The following is a 16,921-nucleotide window of genomic DNA, read 5'->3' on the forward strand; positions in this document are numbered from 1 at the left end:
ATTTTGGGAAGAAAAATCCTCCTTGCTTAAAACAACTGTTATCGGAAGAATTCCCAGAATGAAATTGAATACTCGAATTACGGACATGCTCGGAATCGATTTACCGATTATCGGAGCTCCTATGTTTTTAGTCTCCTATCCCGATCTGGTAGTTGCGGTTTCCGAAGCCGGTGGTATCGGATGTTTTCCTTCTCTCAATTATCGTTCTCCCGAAGAGCTCAAAGACGCTCTGCAAGAGATTCGTTCCAAAACAAAAAAACCGATCGGTGTAAATTTGATTCTTCACAAATCGCATAATCCGAATTGGTCCAAGCAGTTAGAAGTCGTTCTCGACGCGAAGGTGGAGCTTTTGATTACGAGTTTGGGAAGTCCTCGGACCGTCGTGAGCGAAGCAAAAAGCGTAGGGTCCAAAGTGTTTTGTGACGTGACTACCTTGAAGCACGCGAATATTGTCGCAAAAGCGGGCGCAGACGCTCTGATCGCCGTGGCACAAGGTGCGGGTGGACACGCGGGGAATATTTCACCGTTTAGTCTTTACCCCTATTTAAAAAAAGAGACGGGACTTCCGATCGTTGCGGCGGGCGCGATTTCAAGCGGCGCACAGATGGTCGCGTCACTCGCGCTTGGTGCGGACGCGGTTTATGTGGGAACGAGATTGATCGCGACGCCGGAAGCGATGGCGTCCGAAGGTTACAAACAGATGTTGATCGACTCGGGTCCGGAAGAAATCGTTTATACGGAAAAGATTTCGGGGATTCCGGCGAACTGGCTTAAAAAATCGGTGGAGAAGGCGGGCGACCTTTCTCACAGCGGAGAGTCTCAGAATCTGGATCAGGAATACAAACGTTGGCGGGACATTTGGTCTGCGGGGCACGGAGTGGCGCAGATAGAAGGATTGATTCCGGCCAAAGACGTGGTTTTAGGCATGGCAAAAGAATATCTTGATATTCTAAATCGTTTGCCTCGTTAGAATTTTAAGAACCCGTCCTGATTTTTTTACCGTTAAGAGTGTTTGAATTTATTTTCAGGACGGGCATTTACCGATGGATTTGAAAAAAAAGATCTCTGATTTCCTAAATAAAAATCGATTCTTCTTCCCCATTTTTTCCGGGCTGACTACACTTCTCGTTTTTAAAATCGTACTCGGCTTTTTTCCCGAGGAACTCTATATCAATCGGGACGACGGAATTATCACTTTAAGTCACGCAAAGAATTGGATCGATTTCGGATTTATCGGAGTCAATCCCAGTGGAGAGCTGATCGAAGGTTATTCTTCTCCTTTGGAATTTTTTATCTTTGCGTTTGTCTATAAGATCGTTGCGATTCACTACTCGATATTTTTTACTTTGCAGTGGTGGTTGACTACCTTTCTGTTCGGAGCCGTTCTTTATAAACTTTTTGAAGAGATTCGTGAAACCTCCGAATGGGAGAATTTCGGTTTGACTCTGTTGACAACGGCTCTTCTTTCCGTTTCGTTTACGTTTCTCGCCTGGCACGCATCCGGAATGGAAAATCCATGGATGCATCTTCTCTACATCGTTTATCTTTTGATTCTTTTTCAAATCGCGAACGGTAAAGACGTATCTCTTGTAGGAGCTTCCTTGCTTCTTTTTGCGGGAACCTTGGTCCGAATCGAAAGTGTTTTTCATCTTTTCTTTATAAGTGTTGTTTTTCTTTTTATTTCATTTCGAAATCGGGTTCCTTGGAAAAAGACACTTCCCGTATGGATCGCAGGCGGACTCTGGATTCTTTTCTTTCTCATTCGGTTTTTTTATTTCGGAAAGATCTTTCCGAATACATCCACGGCTCAGGAACTTTCTCTGGGCGAGAACGCGCTCAATCTGATTCGTTTGAGTCCGGCGCTTTCTAAAAATTGGGAAATTTTTAAATTCGGTTTTAAACAGAATGGAATTCTACTGATTCCGATTTCCTTACTTCTTCTCTTTTTTAGAAGAATAAACGAGAAAGAAAAGTTGTTTGTGATTTTAGCATTCGCTCTCGCGGTTCCCGGTTTTTTACATCCTTTTATTTTTGGAAACTATAGATTGGATCCTGCGAGGCCGATGACCTGGCTCGCGGTGTTGGGCGCGGTTTTGTTTGTGATCAGATCGAGCGCAATCACTGAAAAAAAGAAATTCTTAATTCTTCCCTTGGTTCTTTTGGCCGGCTTTCTTTCCTATAAGAATTATAAGTTTAAGTCCTATGATCTCTGTTGCAGTTCTAAAATTTTTGAGGAAAGAAGGGCGCAGATTTCCGAAATCGCAAAAAAAGAAGAAATTACAAGACCACTCGTCGCCATTGCAGATTTGGGAGCCTTGAGCTTTTATAAGGAATTTAATATATTCGATCTTGGTTATTTGGGAAATCGATATCTCGCGGCGAATAAAAAGGACGCAGGAAGAGTGGCCTCTTATATCGATTTGAATCGGCCCGATATTTTAGAGGTTCATTTTCCTTGGAGTTGTGAATATTCTAAATTTCTAAATCGTTCCGAGTTTTCAAAAAATTACAAGCTGATCGTCGCAAACACGGAAAAAGTTCCGATTTCCGTTTGTCCCGATGGAGGGAAAATTTTTGCCGGGATCTATTTGAATTATGATATGGAGAAGAATTCTGGCTCCATCGATCGAGAAGTATATTCTAGTTTTGTAAAGGATTCTTCTTTGAAAAATTTGAAGTCCCAGGTTGCACTTTGTAATTCCAAAAAAGAACGTTGTCTCCCTCTGATTCGAAACTTTTATCGGTTTTTAAACGAGTGTAAAGAGAATATTAGAGATTCTGAATTTACCGAGGCTGTAAATGAAATTTCGAATTCCAATGTGCGCGAATATATGCAACTTATCTGGACTCGGAGTTCGCCCAGTGAAGCGCTTGTGGAAGGTCTGATCGTTTCTTTAAGATAAGATTCTAATCGATAAAAAGAATCTTGTGAAACGGGATTCTTTCCTGATTTTGTTTAGAGGAAAACTCCCGAAAAACTTTTTTAAACGTAGGTCGAGCCCTATTTTGAATAGGGCGGACTTTAAGTCCGTGTAAAGCCTTTTTCGGAAGGATCAATTTATCAGAACAATTACAAAGGTCCGGCGGGATTTGTTGGAACTCCGATCGGATTCTAAAACGTTCTACATGTTTTCTTAGGTTCAAAGCAAGAATAAGGAAAAACAGTATATTTGAATATTCTAAAGTATCTTGGAACTCGAAATCAAAAGAGGATCGATATTGTCTTCGCAATTCTTCTTCCTTGATTGGAAAAAGAACTGCACCGAGATGAAAATTTTTAGGCTTGTTTGTTTCGGAGAGGCATCATGTGAAAAACGCCAAAGACCAGGATCTGTAGGGCGTCTAAAATCGGATTGGAAGACTTGTGTTTTAAGGTAAACCAGAAGTAGGCGATTTCAAAAAGATGCACCACGAACGTTCCGATTCCTACCGCGCGGATCAGAAAGTCTAAAGGTTCACCGAAAAGAAACACACCCGAAAGACTGGATCCTACTAAGATCCAAAAAAATACAGTTCCTATCTTCAATGCTTGAAAAATTGGATTCATAAATCCCCCAGAAAATTTCCATTATTGAAACTCACTTCCAAGGTCCGTCAAGGAAAAAAGAGACAATCGATTGACTCAGGTTTGTGTTAGAAAAAACTCTTAGTATGCTTCCCTGTTGTCATCATATTCTTTCGTCGAATTCTCGCTCCGATCTTCCTTCTCCCTTTCCTTGGAAATATCCGGAGAATCGTCCTCCGCTTCGAGACGAGGAATCTCCGTCTCATCTTCCTCTTCTGAAAAAATACGAACTTCCGTTTATCATCGATATTCATACGCATTTTTTTCCCGAATACGTTATGAAACGAATTTGGAAATGGTTCGACGGAGTCAATTGGGAGATTGCTTACAGGGAATCGGAAACACAGCGTCTCGAATCCTTAGCTAAGAATCAGGTTCGTTTTTTTACGACCCTCAACTACGCTCATAAAGAAAGAATGGCCGAAGGTCTCAATCGTTGGGTGTTTGAAAATCATTCGAATACAAGAGGCGCCATTCTTTTTGGAACGTTCTTTCCGGAAGAGGGTTGTCTCGAATACGTAAAACGTGCAGTGGAAGATTACGGTTTTCGCGGCTTTAAACTTCACTGTGAAGTGGGGCGTTTGGACTTAACAAGATCCGAACTTTCCGATACGTTTTCTTATTTGGAAAAAAAGAAAATTCCTCTCGTCATTCATTCGGGTGACGCTCCTCTTCCCGGTCCTTATACGAACATTCGTTATTTTCGGTCGTTTATTCAACGTTATCCGGAACTCAAAGTGGTCGTCGCACACATGGGAGCGAGCGAGGTCTGGGAATACGTGGAGTTGATGTCGATTTATCCGGAACTTCGTTTGGACACAACGATGGTCTTCGTGGATTTTCTCGCGACCGGGGAACAAACGGATCCGTATCTTGCGATCTTAGAAAAATTTCCGGACCGAGTTCATTTCGGTTCCGATTTTCCGAGTATTCCTTACGCGCTCAGTCATCCGATTTCAAATCTCCTCAATTCTTCTTTGTCCGATGAAGTAAAACGAAAGGTCTTTTTGAAAAACAGCGCGAATCTTTTTGGGTTGGAAATCGAAAGCTGACGTTTACGCTCGGCGTTTCCTTACGGAAATTCTTCTTCTTGAATCCGATTCCCCAGTTAGGAAAAAACTTGCCAACGAGGGTTCTTTCTTTATCCTTTCGATATGCGCGCCCTTTTACCAAAAGTTTCCGGAATCGTCTTGATCGCAGTTTTTGCGATTCATTGCGAAAAAGGGGGAGCCGTCTCTCAAGCGGCTTCTGCGGAAGTCTATAAAAAGGTCGCCGACGCGTATTGTTTGCAGATGAGTCGTTGTAAGGAGCCTTATCTCACATCTCTCGAAGGTTCACATCGTAAAGAAGCGAGTTTAAATTATCCGGACAACGCGCAGTGTTACAGCGACTTCAATTATGATTTTGATAAATCGGAACCGATCGTTCTTAAAAAATTAAGCGACAATCTAAAACTGGATGCGGAACTCTGCATCAAGAGTGTGGAAAGAGCGGATTGTGGTTCCATCGTTACGTATCAGATTCCGGAATGTGTGGAATACAATACCTTTCTTGAAACTCTCTCCGCTCCTTCTTCTACAAAATAAGACTATCTGGCTTCCACTTCTATCTTTTCGTCTTTTTCATCTTCGGTAAGAATCGGGCTGTCCAATTTTTCCAAAAGTGTCTGGAGTAAAAAGAAGTAAGGATTTACCTTTCCCGCGATTTCCTTTCCGTAGAGTTGTGTGTAAGTGTTGATCAAGGATTGATTCTCTTCCGTATTCTTTGTATAAGAATTTTCAGCCAAACCTTCCCAGAGAATTTCCCCTTTTTTGCAGTGTATGACTTTTCCGAGCGCGGTCAAATTTACTTTTTCGGAAGTTTCTTTTTCGAGAATTTTCAGTTGAAAGATGCCTTGCACTTTTTTATCGGAACTTCCGCAGGTCGCGCTTCCGGCCTTGTAAGGATATATGATAAATTCCTTATGGTGAGAAAGATAATTTTCAGTGATCTTTGCGGCCAATTGTTTTTCGGATTCGCCGGCCTCGCTTTCAGTAGGAACCTGTATGGCAAGACGTTTGAACGTTCCAAGATCCTTTTCCCAGGTCGGTCCCGCCTTGATATACTTTACGGTACAATTGGCGGTAACAAGAACCAGGGTGATTAAGAAGATACTGTTTCTGATCATTCTCGAATTATCCTTTTTTCTTTTTAGCCGTCGCCTTTTTGGAGACGGGAGCTTTTTTCTTGGCAGCTTTCTTTTTTGAGGAAGAGGGGGCGTTTTCTTTTCCTGCGACGAAAGAAGCGGAGCCATTTTCGTCTTCTTCGCTAAAGCCCAGAGGTTTCGATTCTTTTTCTTCTTCTTTGCGAGAACGATATACCATTTCTAAAACGGCCGGAACGAGAGTAAGAGCGATGATAAGAGAAGAAGCGATTCCAATACTCGCGACTACCCCGATCGATTTAAGACCTTTCTGATCCGCGATCAGAAGAGAACTCCAACCGACAAGAGTGGTTAACGTGGACGCGATGATTGCAGGACCGACCATGGACATCGCGCGGACCACGTCGTGGTCTTCTCTAAATCGGTAGTAGATATAAATCCCGTTTTGAATTCCATAACCTACGATGACTGGAAAGACAAGGACGTTCATAAAGTTCAATTGAATTCGGAACAAAGCCATGATTCCCAGAGTCACAAAAATTCCAAGAACGAGAGGAATCAAAGAGATCAGGGCCGGAATGATTCCTCTGAAGAATAGAATCAAAACGATCACGACGAGGACCAAGGTGATGAGAAAAGCCGCGACTCCTTCTCTTTGAACGATCTTGATGAGGTTCGCAAAAAGAATCAAACTTCCAGCCGTGTTCGAAACATACTGATGCGACCTCGCGTCTTTTAACGTGTTAAACGGTCTCGTCTTTAAGATAAAGTCGATCGTTCCGTCCAAAAGACCCAGATTCTTAAATTGAGAAGCGGAATAAGAGTTGAGCGCCTTTACGATCAGACGTTCTTCCGTCGGAGTCCAGTTGTCTTTGACTTGATCCACGCTTACGTTTCCGTTGCCGTCATAAAGAAGCGTATTCAAAACTCTTCTGGAAAGTTTCGGGTAGTGCAACTCTCCGACCGCGTCGAAAAACTTCAGAAGTTTTTGTCCGTGCCAGAGGGCCACCTTTGGATAGATAAAGACGAGATGACCTTTTTCTTTGGAACCCTTTACTTCCTTAAACTGGGAACTGAAGTAAGTAGGAACGTCAGACAAAGAATATTCTTTTACGCTCAGATATTTTTTTACAACCGGAAGATACTTTCGTTGTTCCGGTTTGAGAAAGCCGGCTTTGACCGGTTTCATATCCGCTTGTAATTGTTTTAAAACTTTGAGGTTCGCCCTTTGTTGTCCCTTCGGAGGAACGAAGTTCCAAAGAGAAACTACTTGATCCACGGATCCCGCGATTTCATTCGGAACGGGAGTCATATAATCAAAGACGGCTTCCGATTCTTCCAGAGTGTCCACGACGATCACCTGAGGATCGGAACTGATATCAAATCTGTCTCCGATTTCGTCGTAGAGATTAACGGAATCCAAATTATCGACCATCAGATCGCGTCCGTTGTAATTAAAGTGAATCCCCGGACTAAAGCTAAAAAAGGAAATCGCACAAACGATCGCAATGACGATTAACGTCAAAAGTCCCGGCTTCTTATAAAAACGATAGAGAAGAGGAGACGTTGTCTGGTCTTTGACCGAAAGAATAAATTGTTTTTTCAGAGAAGGGAAAAGACGGAAAAGAAGAGTGATCTGAAGAGCCGTCACTCCATACATCGAAACCGCGATGATTAAAATTCCATAGGTCGCGATGATTCCGAATTCGCTGAATCCTCTAAACTCGGAGAAGGCGAGAACTACGAAAGCCGAAGTAGTCGTCAAAGCCGAGATAAAAGAAGCGATTCCAGTGTGATAGATCGTGTCTTTGATGGAACGAAGCATATCCTGTTTACGGGTGTATTCTTCTCGGAATCGATATAAGAATTGAATTCCGTAGTCGATCCCGAGTCCCATCAAAATCGAAGCGATGATGCTCGTAACCGAGTTGAGTTGTCCGATCACGATCGTAGTCAATCCAAAGGAGAATAAAATTCCCGAAAGAAGGGATACGATAAGAATGACGATAAACAAAGGATTTCTAAAAAAGAAAAGAAGAAGGACCGCGATTCCGATGAGGGAGGTTACGGCGATCGGCTTGAGAGCGGCCATGAGGGTTTCGTAGTCGTCCAAGTGAAGACGATAGGTTCCCGTATAACCGACGAGAATTCCTTTTTTGTCCAGGCCTGCGTTGGCTACGACTTCTTTGATCTTTTTGTCAAGGGCGATGTTAAATTCTATGTTTGTAAAAGATCCCGCGGGTTTGATTAAAAAGATAAGCATTCCCTTGTCCGGAGAAATATTATATTCGTCGAATATATCTCTTTTTGCAAGTTTCTGATATTTGGAAAGAATGTCGTTAAAATCGGGATTGTATTCTTCGTCCGTGAGTTTGATAAAAAACGGATTGGCTCTTTCCACTTCTTCGTCGATTTTTCTTTTGACGCGTTTGCGGACCTCTAAAAGATCTTCAGTTTTTAAAAAGAGAGGAAGACGATTCTGCAAAAAGGAAACGTTGTATCGATAGGAAATATACTGAACAAATTCCTTTTCTTTCAGAAGATTTTCGTTTAACAGATCGGAAGCGCTTTTGATCGCGAGTTCTCTTTCCTTGTAATAAGCCGCGTTTTTTTGTTTAACTTTATCGGCTTCTTTCAGTTCCTTTTCCCAAACCTCGTTCTGACCCTTTTTCTTTGCGGCGAAGGCCTTGGTCAGATGATCAGTCATTCCTTTCTCGTCTTTAAACTTGATGCTAAGAATGTAGAATCCGTTTCCACCGATCATCTCGATGACCTTCTGTGTTTTGATTACGGAAGGATTGTTTTTTGGAAGAAGATCGAGGTTGTTGCTGTTTACGGTGAGTTTCGAAGCCTGCCAAAGAGAAAGGAGAAGAAGAACGGCCAAGACGCTGCAAGAACGGATCGGATTGAGGAGGATGGAATCGGTAAGTCTGGAAAGAAGCTTTCTCATATTTGTTTTAGTTCTTTGCTTCTCTTTTGATCAGAGCGATGGTTTGTTTGATTCCGTTCTTTTTGATGGAAGGATCTACGGATTTAGTTCTATTTGTTTCGGAAGCGTATTTGCCTTCGCTTAAGAAGTCCGTAACATACCAGGTTCCTTCGATCTTGTTTAAGATCCAAGAGAAGGTGATTCTTTCCGAACCGTTCCAGATGATGGAAGAAGCAAGAGTCGCGTTATCTCCCTTGATCACCGGTTTTTCGTAGTTGATATCGATCTTATCAAAATATTTATGCGCGATGGGAAAACTGCGGTGAACGATAAATTCGGAAATCGCGTCTTCAAATTCTTTACGATCCGCATCCGCAATCTTACCGGAAGATTTCAGGAGTTGATTGCTGAACTGTTTTACGTGAATGATCGCGATCGCTTTTTCATTCTTCTTATAACGAATAAAGCCGATCAATTTTTTCACGGTAGAACTGATCTGTTCCGAGTCGGAAGGAGTTTCTTCCGAAGGAGTTGGAGTTGCGCCTTCTTGTGTGGACGGGTTTGGCTCTGCGGAATTTTGAGAAAAAAGCAGAGTTGGAAGGAACAGGGAAAAAAGGAAAAGAATGGAAATAAGTTTTTTCACAACACGTTACCTGTTGTTTATAGTTTGTGTAGATCCAGAAGCGATTCTGTAGGAATGGACTGGGGCTTCCTACAGCTTTCTCGAGCGGTCGGGGAAGTCAACGGAATAAAATGGAAAAGACCCGGCGGGTAACCGTCTTTCTATAACTCGCTTTTGATCTAAATTCTATTTTTTTAAATCTTCGTAATCGGGAAGAAACACTTTGAGTTCTCCCTTGGCGTTGAGATTAAGATTTCCCAGAGAAAGTTGAAAGAGAAGATTTTTCATGTGAAAGTCGAGCGGATCAGAAGGATCTTGATCGATCAAAAGAAGATTCGTATTCTTTAAAAAAACGGAACCGACTCGAATTTCCCCTCCCGACATCGCGATCTGATTGGGAACACCCGGAAGAAACACAAGTCTGGGAAGTGGAGGAATTTTTTTAGAATCAAACTGAACGAGAATTCGATCGTCAAGAAGTGTGATTTTACTGATCGTTCCTTGAATGCGAGGCGGAGGTAAGAGTAAAAAAGATTGAATGTGAAAACTCTTTTCTACGATTTCCAATCCGCGACCGTTCGGTATGGGAAGAAGTTTTTTTAGTCCGACTCCGACGTAGGAAAGAAGATCTCCGGCTCCCGGTATTCCCGCGGCGCTCATCGATTCCGATTTTAAAACGAGCATCGAACTGTCGGGGACCAATTCCAAATCGCAGATCATTTCCACGTCCACCCAAAAGACGAGTTTATATTCTCCTAAAATTCTGATCTTTTTTTTACCATCGATTTCGATCGTGGATAGTTTCAAATTTCGTAATGGAAAGTTCGGAAACGTTTTTATGTTTTCGTTGAATAAAAATTCTAAAACTGAAATTTCAAATTCTGTTTCTCCCTGAAAAAGATTGAGATAAAAAGAAGAAGGGTCGTTGAAGTTTACTGGAGAATCTTTTTGATTCGAGATCGCTTCGACCGTTAAGTTTTTTACGTTAAAGTAGATTCTGTCTTCGAGACGAAATTTTACGTTCTTGAGTTTGAGAAACGCTCCCGTCTCTCCTTCCGAATTTTTTGCGGAGATCGAAGTCGGAACGATCCAGGAGAGGAGAAAAAATAGAATCCAGAAAAATACCGGCAGGTTCCAGAAAAATCGCATGGACGTATTCTGAAGAATCAATTCCAAAAGAAAACCCTTTATTAAAATATCTCGGCTCCTTAAGGAATGAGTTTTAAAAATTTCAGACTTTCAGTTTTCCGGTTTGAAGATACGGATCTAAATCTTTGGCCTCGTCGATGTCGTTTAGTATCGGAAGAATCCAGACGTCCTTTCTTGCTAATTGCAATTTTTCTAATGTCATTGCAAAGACACGTTCGCTGCTCCAAGGAATCTCTCTAAAAATTTCGGGATAAACTGATTTTAAGGCGAGCAAATAATAACCGCCGTCTTTTGCGGGACCGATCGCCGCGTCTCTTGGATCCAAGGCCGAAAACGCTTCTCGAATATGTTTTGTTTCGAGATCGGGACAATCGCTTCCGATGATCACCGCTTTTTTCGCTCCGCATTGGAAGGTTTCTAAAAATGCGTTTTGCATCCTTTCCCCGAGGTCTTGTCCCGTTTGAAGATGGACGCTCGTTTGTGTTCCCCAATCCGAAAAAATAGAATCCGGAATGGAATCAAAGTAGAGTCGAACAGGGATGTCTAAATTCTGAATTTGTTTTTTTGTAATTTCTAAAAGTTGTTCGTAGACGTTGAGAGCGGTTTGTTCTCCCAGAGTTTTGGCGAGTCTTGTTTTCACACGTCCCAGCACGGGGTTTCTTAAAAATAGAATTAAGGATTCTTTGGATTGCATAAAATGGTTTTTCAAAGGGACAAAAAAAAGATACGGACTTAGAAAGACGTTCCCGTGAGAAATGGTTGACGATTGTCTTTCTTTGGATACTTTTAAAAGGATACAAATTCTTTCCATTTGAAAAATACCAAGACATGGATTGTTACTTTAATAAAGACCTCAGTTTGTGAGGGAGGATGTTTATGAAGAAATTTCGAACGTTTCTTTCTGCGGGAATTCTTTCCGCGGTGGTGCTGGGTTCTCTCTTTTTCGGAGCTTGTAAAAAAGAAGAAAAGAATGACGATCTCCAAATCGGAGCGCTTCTTTGGATAGCAACTCAACCTTACGTAGAACAAAGTAAAACCGGTTTTTTTATCATCGTTCCTAAGGGAATCGCTCAATAGGAGACCGACCATGAAAAAATCTTGGATCTACTTTTCTTTTGCCGCGGTTCTTTTTCTTGGAACCGGACTTACGTTTCGTTCCGATCGAGTTCCTTTTATCGTAAGAGAGGATTCTCCAAAACCGTTTCCGATTCGTCTGGAATTATTACAACCGCTCAAGGCAAACGCGGACACCTGGGGATTTGTGCGTCAGTCCGCGACTTGGGCCAGAGGGAATTCTCTTTTTATGGATGATCTGATTTTCGCGATCCGTAAAAATTTTCCTTTGGGAACTACCGTAAATCTCACACTTCCGAATCAGACGATGAACGGACAATCGTTTACGTTGCGCTTAAAGCTAAATTCGGGAGCGATCTCTTACAAACCTAGTACTTTGGGAGGCGCCGTTTCTTATACGAATTTTTTCGAGCTTCGTTCGACCGGGGACAACCAACCTGCGCTTCAATTCTTCTTTGATGACAATCCTCGAGACGCAACGGGTGACGGCGCGGTTCTTCTCTATCAGTTGAGTCGTTTGGATCCGGTTCGTTGGAGTGGAGCTACTGCGATCATCGAAAGTTACGTCGTACAACCGGTAGTTACCGGATTTGCGAATCAAGGTTTGATTCAGACGTATTCTTGGAAAGGATCTCTTGGGTCGGACGCGCTCGGACAAGACGTGGATACAGGCCGAGTGATCTTGGAAGAAATGGACAATCGTACGATCTTTTGTTTCAAATCGGTCGTGAGTTTTTTTGGAAATACGGACTTGGTTCCGATCAACGCGGGAACTACCGCGCTCGGTTACGCTCACAACCAAGGTCTTTGTCCCGGAGCCGGAAGAGAATACTACAAGCTTGCTTATAGTCAGAAGTTGGACGGAAATCTAAACGTCACCGCAAAGGGCGGTTTGGAACAAGCGGGAATTACTTCCGGACAAGCAATCACATGTACGCCGACCGTAAATTCGGTGATTCCGTTTACGCCGACTTATGGTCTGTTTAATTTTAACGGATTTGTTGCGGAAGGTGTGGCTGCCGCTGCGATTCCTTCCGATTACGTCCCTTCTACTCGAGTGGACACGTTGTATGATCGAGTTGGAACCGTTGGAAAGTCAGCCGCCACTACGAGCCCGGCCACTTCCAGTTGGGATACTCTCACACAAGCCTATGTGGATGCGATTACCGTAACCTTTGCAACGGTTCCTTAATATCTTCTCACTTTGAGCTGAGCGTTTTTAAAAAAGCCTCCGAAAAAATCGGAGGCTTTTTTGTTTTCAATTCTCGCTTTCGTTTCTTTTTGGAATTTAAGAATGGAATTTCAATTTATCACGTTTGCTCAAGCCTTCACCGAAGGTTTTTCGAAAGAAGAATTGGATCTCGACGTTTGGCCCTTATTCTTAAATCAAGATCCGATAGGAAAAGAATATTATACTTTGATTGTGAATAAATTTTCTTCCCTTCATTGTGTCGCACTTACAAAGGATCGTAAAATTGCCGGAACAGGAAAGATTCTCCCTTTTTTTTGGGATGAAAAGAATTCTACGCTTCCGAAAGGTTGGGGCGACGCGATCCTCCGGAGCGTTCGTGATTTTCAAGAGAAAAGGTTTTGTAATTCTGCGAGCGCCTGGTCCATAGAAATTCTTCCGGAATTCAGGGGTGGCGGATTGTCTCATTCTATCCTTTCAGAGCTTAAGAAGAATGCGGCTTCCCAGAATATTCTTCATTTGTTTGCCTGCGTAAGGCCGAATCAAAAAGAAAAATTTCCATTCTTATCCATGAGCGAATACTTGGAAAGAAAAAGGGACGACGGTTTTTCGGAGGATCCTTGGATTCGAGTCCACGAAAAGGCCGGTGGAAAACAAATCCGTATCGAAGAGAAATCTATGTATATCAAGGGAACGATCAAAGAATGGGAAGAATGGACAAAGTTGAAGTTTCCGAAATCGGGTGAGTTTGTGATTCCGGGCGGTCTCGTCCCGATCCGGATAGATCGAGACGCAGACTTAGGAGAATATTTGGAACCGAACGTCTGGTTCCATCATAGAACGGACACGCCTAATAACGATTAAGCGGTCCTCCTTAGGATGTCCTGAACCGGATCGATTTCCTTTCCTTCCACAAAGGAAGAACGATAACTCAAAAACCAAATTGCGGAGATCACACTGAGGGCAAGAGTTCCTACGGTAATGTTGAAAACTCCGGAAAGTAAGTAGGCTCCCGCCACAAGAATCGCGAGACGAATCGGCTCGATAAACAAGGCCCAACGTTTTCTTTCCAAGATTCCGCCTAACGCAAGAAGAGAAATCAACGTAAGTCCGCTGATCACTCCGATGTTAAACCAAGGAAGATTTTTGACCTTTACGAGCATTCCAAACGCAAGTGCAACGGAAAGAACAAACCAAACAAGAGAATAGATGCTGAGTCCCTTTGGAATTTCTATATCATATTTTCGGAATGTTTTTGGTGAAACCTCCGGAATCGGATATTGTCCTCCGAGTTCTTTCGGTCTCCAACCCGGAGCCGCGAAAAATGCTTTGATCTTATCGGACCAACGCGGAGATTTCCGAGCGAGTTCGATCATTTCTGCCCAATATTGAATGTTTGCCCAGATCGGATTGAAACTCTGAAGAGGTTTTACGGTTCCGTAGACCGGCTCTTCGATTTCGGGTTCGAAGGTTCCGAACATTTTATCAAATACGATCAGAATTCCAGCGTGGTTCTTATCGATGTATTTCGGATTGATTCCGTGGTGAACCCTGTGATGAGAAGGGGTGTTGAAGATTGCTTCAAACCAACGAGGAAGTTTATCGATCGCTTTTGTATGAATCCAGAATTGATAGATAAGACTGATTTGTCCGTTGAGGATCAGGACGATCGGAGAAAAACCGATGAGCGCGAGAGGTAAATAAAAAACCCAAGTAAAAATTCCGTGAAAGCTCGCTTGTCTCAGCGCGACAGTTAGGTTGTATTCTTCGCTTTGATGGTGCACAACGTGTCCGGCCCAAAGAAAGTTGATCTCGTGACTGAGTCTGTGGTTCCAGTAATACGCGAGATCGTAACCGATTCCGCAAAGAATCCAAACCCCAACTACGAGGATCCAAGCCCAGGTGGTGGAACTCAAACCTATGGCGCCGGCGGGAACGATGGACATCGCTTCTCCAGGCCAGGACGGAAGATTGAAAATTCTAAAGTTTTGATAGATGTAGATGTAGGCGGTCAAGGTCACCGTCTTCATAAAAACACCGACTACTTCGCTCGTTGTTCCCGCCGAGAGATCGTTGATCGAATCGTTCAATCGATAGAGTTTTCGTTTGTGATACGCAGAAAATCCCATTTCTATAAAAATGAGTAAAAAGAAGAATGGAATTGCGATCGTGACTAGATTGATTTCCATAAAGCCGCCCAAATTAGTTCTAGTTTGAGTTTATTCCTCGAATTCCGGATGAGTCAATTCAAAAAACAGAACACTGTTCAATCGACAATTTTTTAGGATTACGCTTGTTATAATTAAAGAAGCCTTTTTTCGAGGTTCCGCATAACGGAGCTTTTCGCGTCGGATCCTTTGATCTTTATTCTACCGAACTTGAGAAACAGAGGCACCGAATTGTTTTTTGGGTCGCTGACCGTTTTTATCAGTTGGAAAGATTCGGATTCTTTTAAAAACTTCGGGGTGTTTGCTTGTGTAGAAAATTTTGCGGTGCAAGGTTTTCGTTTACTTTTTAGAACGAAGACGGGCGTAGATCCATTGGTCCAGAAAGACCCCATTCTTAAAAATCGCATCCTTCTCCGTTCCTTCTAAAACAAAGCCGTTTTTTTCGAGAGCTCTTGCGGACGCGGGTCGATTGGAAAAAACTTCCGCGTAGACTCGGTGAAGTCCGTGCTCTGTATATGCTATATTTATAATATATTGGATCGCCTGAGTGATGATTCCTCGGTTCCAGTATTCTTCGCCGATCCAATAGCCGATCTCGGCGTTGAAACGATAGACGTCCTCCTTAAATAACAGATTGATGACGCCGATTGCTTTTTCGTCAAAGACGATGGCAAAGGTTCTGGATCTGGAATCGCGAAGACAGGAATGAATATAATCGAGTGCGTCTTGTAGAAGATATGGAAAGGGAAAGGCTCCTCTCAAACCGGAGAATACATTTTGAGAGTTCGCGTGGATCGCAATCGAGTCCGCGTGTCTTTCCGAAATGGGTTCTAAAAGAATGTTCATTTTAACTAAAATGGACGGAAGTAAGAATCCGATTCTTGCCCAAAGGATCCACAAAAAGTTTTGATCGTCAATTCTCTTAGTAATATTCCGTCTGATCGCAATTAGAAATTTCTCTCAAAACTTGACGGATTCATCGGCAAACGCAATATCTGGTCTTTATGGCGGCTAAGAAAAAGAACTGGCTTCTTTACGGAGCAAACGGTTATACGGGCGAGTTGATCGCAAGAAAAGCTGCGGAAAGGGGATTGAAACCCATTCTTGCGGGCAGATCCGAACTCAAGATTCGTCCGCTCGCGGAAGAACTCGGACTTTCGTATCGAATCTTTTCTCTGGATAACGAAGCGGAAGTTGGAACACAGATCTCCGATTGTTTTGCCGTTTTACACTGCGCGGGTCCGTTTGTTGAGACCGCGGTTCCTATGGCGAATGCTTGTATCGCCTCCGGTGTCCACTATTTGGATATCACGGGAGAAATTCCCGTCTATGAAAAACTCTACGCCCTTTCTTCGAAAGCAATTGCAAAAAAGGTAATGCTTCTTCCCGGAGTCGGCTTTGATATCGTTCCCACCGATTGTCTTGCTGTGATGCTCAAGGAAAAACTTCCTAAGGCTCATTTTTTAGAACTTGGATTTTCCGGTTTTACGGATATCTCCCGCGGGACTCTGAAAAGCGCACTCGCGCAACTTCCGTATGGAAGTAAGGTGAGAAGAAACGGAAAGATCGAAAACATTCCGCAACTAAGTTTGAAAAAGATCGTAGAGATTAGCGGGAGTTACGCCGAGTTTTTTGCGATTCCTTGGGGAGACGTCTTTACCGCTTTTATTTCTACGGGAATTCCCAATATTACGGTTTATTCTTCTTTGCCCGCTTCTCAGGCGAAACTTTTGAAATGGCTCCAGCCGACTACGGCGCTTCTCAAAAGTTCTCTCATTCTCAAAGGAATGCAAAAACTAGTGGAGCTTACTGTGAGCGGGCCCGGCGACGAAAAGAGAAAGAGCGGTTCGGTTCTTCTTTGGGGCGAGGCTTGGACGGAGGCGAGTTCCAAAAAGGTTTCGATTCGGATGCGTTGCGCGGAAGGTTACGAATTTACTATGGAATCTGCGTTAGCCGCCATTGCTAAGGTGGAAAAGGGCAATACACAATTCGGTTTTATGACCCCCGCAAAGGTTTTCGGCCCGAAATTCGTTTTGGAAATCCCTGGAACAAAAATTTTATCCTGATTTTTTGAATTGTTTG

16 protein-coding genes are annotated in these 16,921 nt (G+C 43.0%); 8 read left to right on the forward strand and 8 right to left on the reverse strand.

The genetic code is table 11. From position 1 onward, the window contains the following. Positions 1–58: 58 nt before the first annotated feature. Both A0128_RS06785 and A0128_RS06790 read left to right on the forward strand, forming a co-directional pair. A complete protein-coding gene (locus tag A0128_RS06785) occupies positions 59–970 on the forward strand; it encodes an NAD(P)H-dependent flavin oxidoreductase (protein ID WP_427854332.1) in 912 nt (303 codons plus the stop codon). A 73-nt stretch (positions 971–1,043) separates the two neighbouring features. Next, complete coding sequence (locus A0128_RS06790) at positions 1,044–2,903, forward strand: hypothetical protein (protein ID WP_069606818.1); 1,860 nt, start codon at positions 1,044–1,046, stop codon at positions 2,901–2,903. A gap of 374 nt (positions 2,904–3,277) precedes the next feature. Here A0128_RS06790 and A0128_RS06800 read toward each other — a convergent pair whose 3' ends face one another. Further along, positions 3,278–3,547 (reverse strand): DUF1145 domain-containing protein, encoded by a 270-nt coding sequence (locus A0128_RS06800; protein ID WP_069606820.1) that lies wholly within the window; start codon positions 3,545–3,547, stop codon positions 3,278–3,280. A 104-nt stretch (positions 3,548–3,651) separates the two neighbouring features. Here A0128_RS06800 and A0128_RS06805 point away from each other — a divergent pair, with 104 nt between their 5' ends. Together A0128_RS06805 and A0128_RS06810 are read left to right on the forward strand one after the other, a co-directional pair. Beyond that, the gene (locus A0128_RS06805; protein ID WP_069606821.1) at positions 3,652–4,617 is read left to right on the forward strand and encodes an amidohydrolase family protein; all 966 of its coding nucleotides are present in this window, start codon (positions 3,652–3,654) and stop codon (positions 4,615–4,617) included. A gap of 102 nt (positions 4,618–4,719) precedes the next feature. After that, complete coding sequence (locus A0128_RS06810; RefSeq protein WP_069606822.1) at positions 4,720–5,151, forward strand: LA_2478/LA_2722/LA_4182 family protein; 432 nt, start codon at positions 4,720–4,722, stop codon at positions 5,149–5,151. Positions 5,152–5,153: 2 nt separating this feature from the next. Here the strand turns inward: A0128_RS06810 and A0128_RS06815 are convergent, their stop codons facing one another. The 5 genes from A0128_RS06815 to A0128_RS06835 all read right to left on the reverse strand — a co-directional run bounded on the left by A0128_RS06815 (position 5,154) and on the right by A0128_RS06835 (position 11,102). After that, a complete protein-coding gene (locus A0128_RS06815; RefSeq protein ID WP_069606823.1) occupies positions 5,154–5,732 on the reverse strand; it encodes an MXAN_6521/LA_1396 family lipoprotein in 579 nt (192 codons plus the stop codon). Between the two features lie 7 nt (positions 5,733–5,739). Continuing rightward, positions 5,740–8,658, reverse strand: coding sequence for an efflux RND transporter permease subunit (locus A0128_RS06820; protein ID WP_069606824.1), 2,919 nt, complete (start codon positions 8,656–8,658; stop codon positions 5,740–5,742). Positions 8,659–8,665: 7 nt separating this feature from the next. Continuing rightward, the gene (locus A0128_RS06825) at positions 8,666–9,280 is read right to left on the reverse strand and encodes an ABC transporter substrate-binding protein (protein ID WP_069606825.1); all 615 of its coding nucleotides are present in this window, start codon (positions 9,278–9,280) and stop codon (positions 8,666–8,668) included. Between the two features lie 165 nt (positions 9,281–9,445). After that, positions 9,446–10,408 (reverse strand): hypothetical protein, encoded by a 963-nt coding sequence (locus tag A0128_RS06830; protein ID WP_156781784.1) that lies wholly within the window; start codon positions 10,406–10,408, stop codon positions 9,446–9,448. An 82-nt stretch (positions 10,409–10,490) separates the two neighbouring features. Continuing rightward, positions 10,491–11,102, reverse strand: coding sequence for a TIGR04282 family arsenosugar biosynthesis glycosyltransferase (locus tag A0128_RS06835; RefSeq protein ID WP_069609168.1), 612 nt, complete (start codon positions 11,100–11,102; stop codon positions 10,491–10,493). Positions 11,103–11,284: 182 nt separating this feature from the next. Here A0128_RS06835 and A0128_RS06840 point away from each other — a divergent pair, with 182 nt between their 5' ends. The 3 genes from A0128_RS06840 to A0128_RS06850 all read left to right on the forward strand — a co-directional run bounded on the left by A0128_RS06840 (position 11,285) and on the right by A0128_RS06850 (position 13,535). Continuing rightward, positions 11,285–11,485, forward strand: a complete 201-nt coding sequence (locus A0128_RS06840) for an LIC12338 family lipoprotein (protein ID WP_069606827.1) — start codon at positions 11,285–11,287, stop codon at positions 11,483–11,485. Positions 11,486–11,495: 10 nt separating this feature from the next. Further along, complete coding sequence (locus tag A0128_RS06845; RefSeq protein ID WP_069606828.1) at positions 11,496–12,674, forward strand: LIC_12337 family protein; 1,179 nt, start codon at positions 11,496–11,498, stop codon at positions 12,672–12,674. A 102-nt stretch (positions 12,675–12,776) separates the two neighbouring features. After that, on the forward strand, positions 12,777–13,535 hold the full coding sequence (locus tag A0128_RS06850) for a hypothetical protein (protein ID WP_156781785.1): 759 nt from the start codon (positions 12,777–12,779) through the stop codon (positions 13,533–13,535). Here A0128_RS06850 and A0128_RS06855 read toward each other — a convergent pair. Both A0128_RS06855 and A0128_RS06865 read right to left on the reverse strand, forming a co-directional pair. Beyond that, positions 13,532–14,860: a sterol desaturase family protein gene (locus tag A0128_RS06855; RefSeq protein ID WP_069606830.1), complete on the reverse strand. Its 1,329-nt coding sequence runs from the start codon at positions 14,858–14,860 to the stop codon at positions 13,532–13,534. The genes A0128_RS06850 and A0128_RS06855 overlap by 4 nt on opposite strands. A gap of 318 nt (positions 14,861–15,178) precedes the next feature. After that, on the reverse strand, positions 15,179–15,739 hold the full coding sequence (locus A0128_RS06865; RefSeq protein ID WP_083244076.1) for a GNAT family N-acetyltransferase: 561 nt from the start codon (positions 15,737–15,739) through the stop codon (positions 15,179–15,181). A gap of 104 nt (positions 15,740–15,843) precedes the next feature. Here A0128_RS06865 and A0128_RS06870 point away from each other — a divergent pair, with 104 nt between their 5' ends. Next, positions 15,844–16,905: a saccharopine dehydrogenase family protein gene (locus tag A0128_RS06870; protein WP_069606832.1), complete on the forward strand. Its 1,062-nt coding sequence runs from the start codon at positions 15,844–15,846 to the stop codon at positions 16,903–16,905. Positions 16,906–16,921: the final 16 nt, after the last annotated feature.

Origin of the sequence: Leptospira tipperaryensis (assembly GCF_001729245.1) — a bacterium.
GTDB classification, from domain to species: domain Bacteria; phylum Spirochaetota; class Leptospiria; order Leptospirales; family Leptospiraceae; genus Leptospira; species Leptospira tipperaryensis.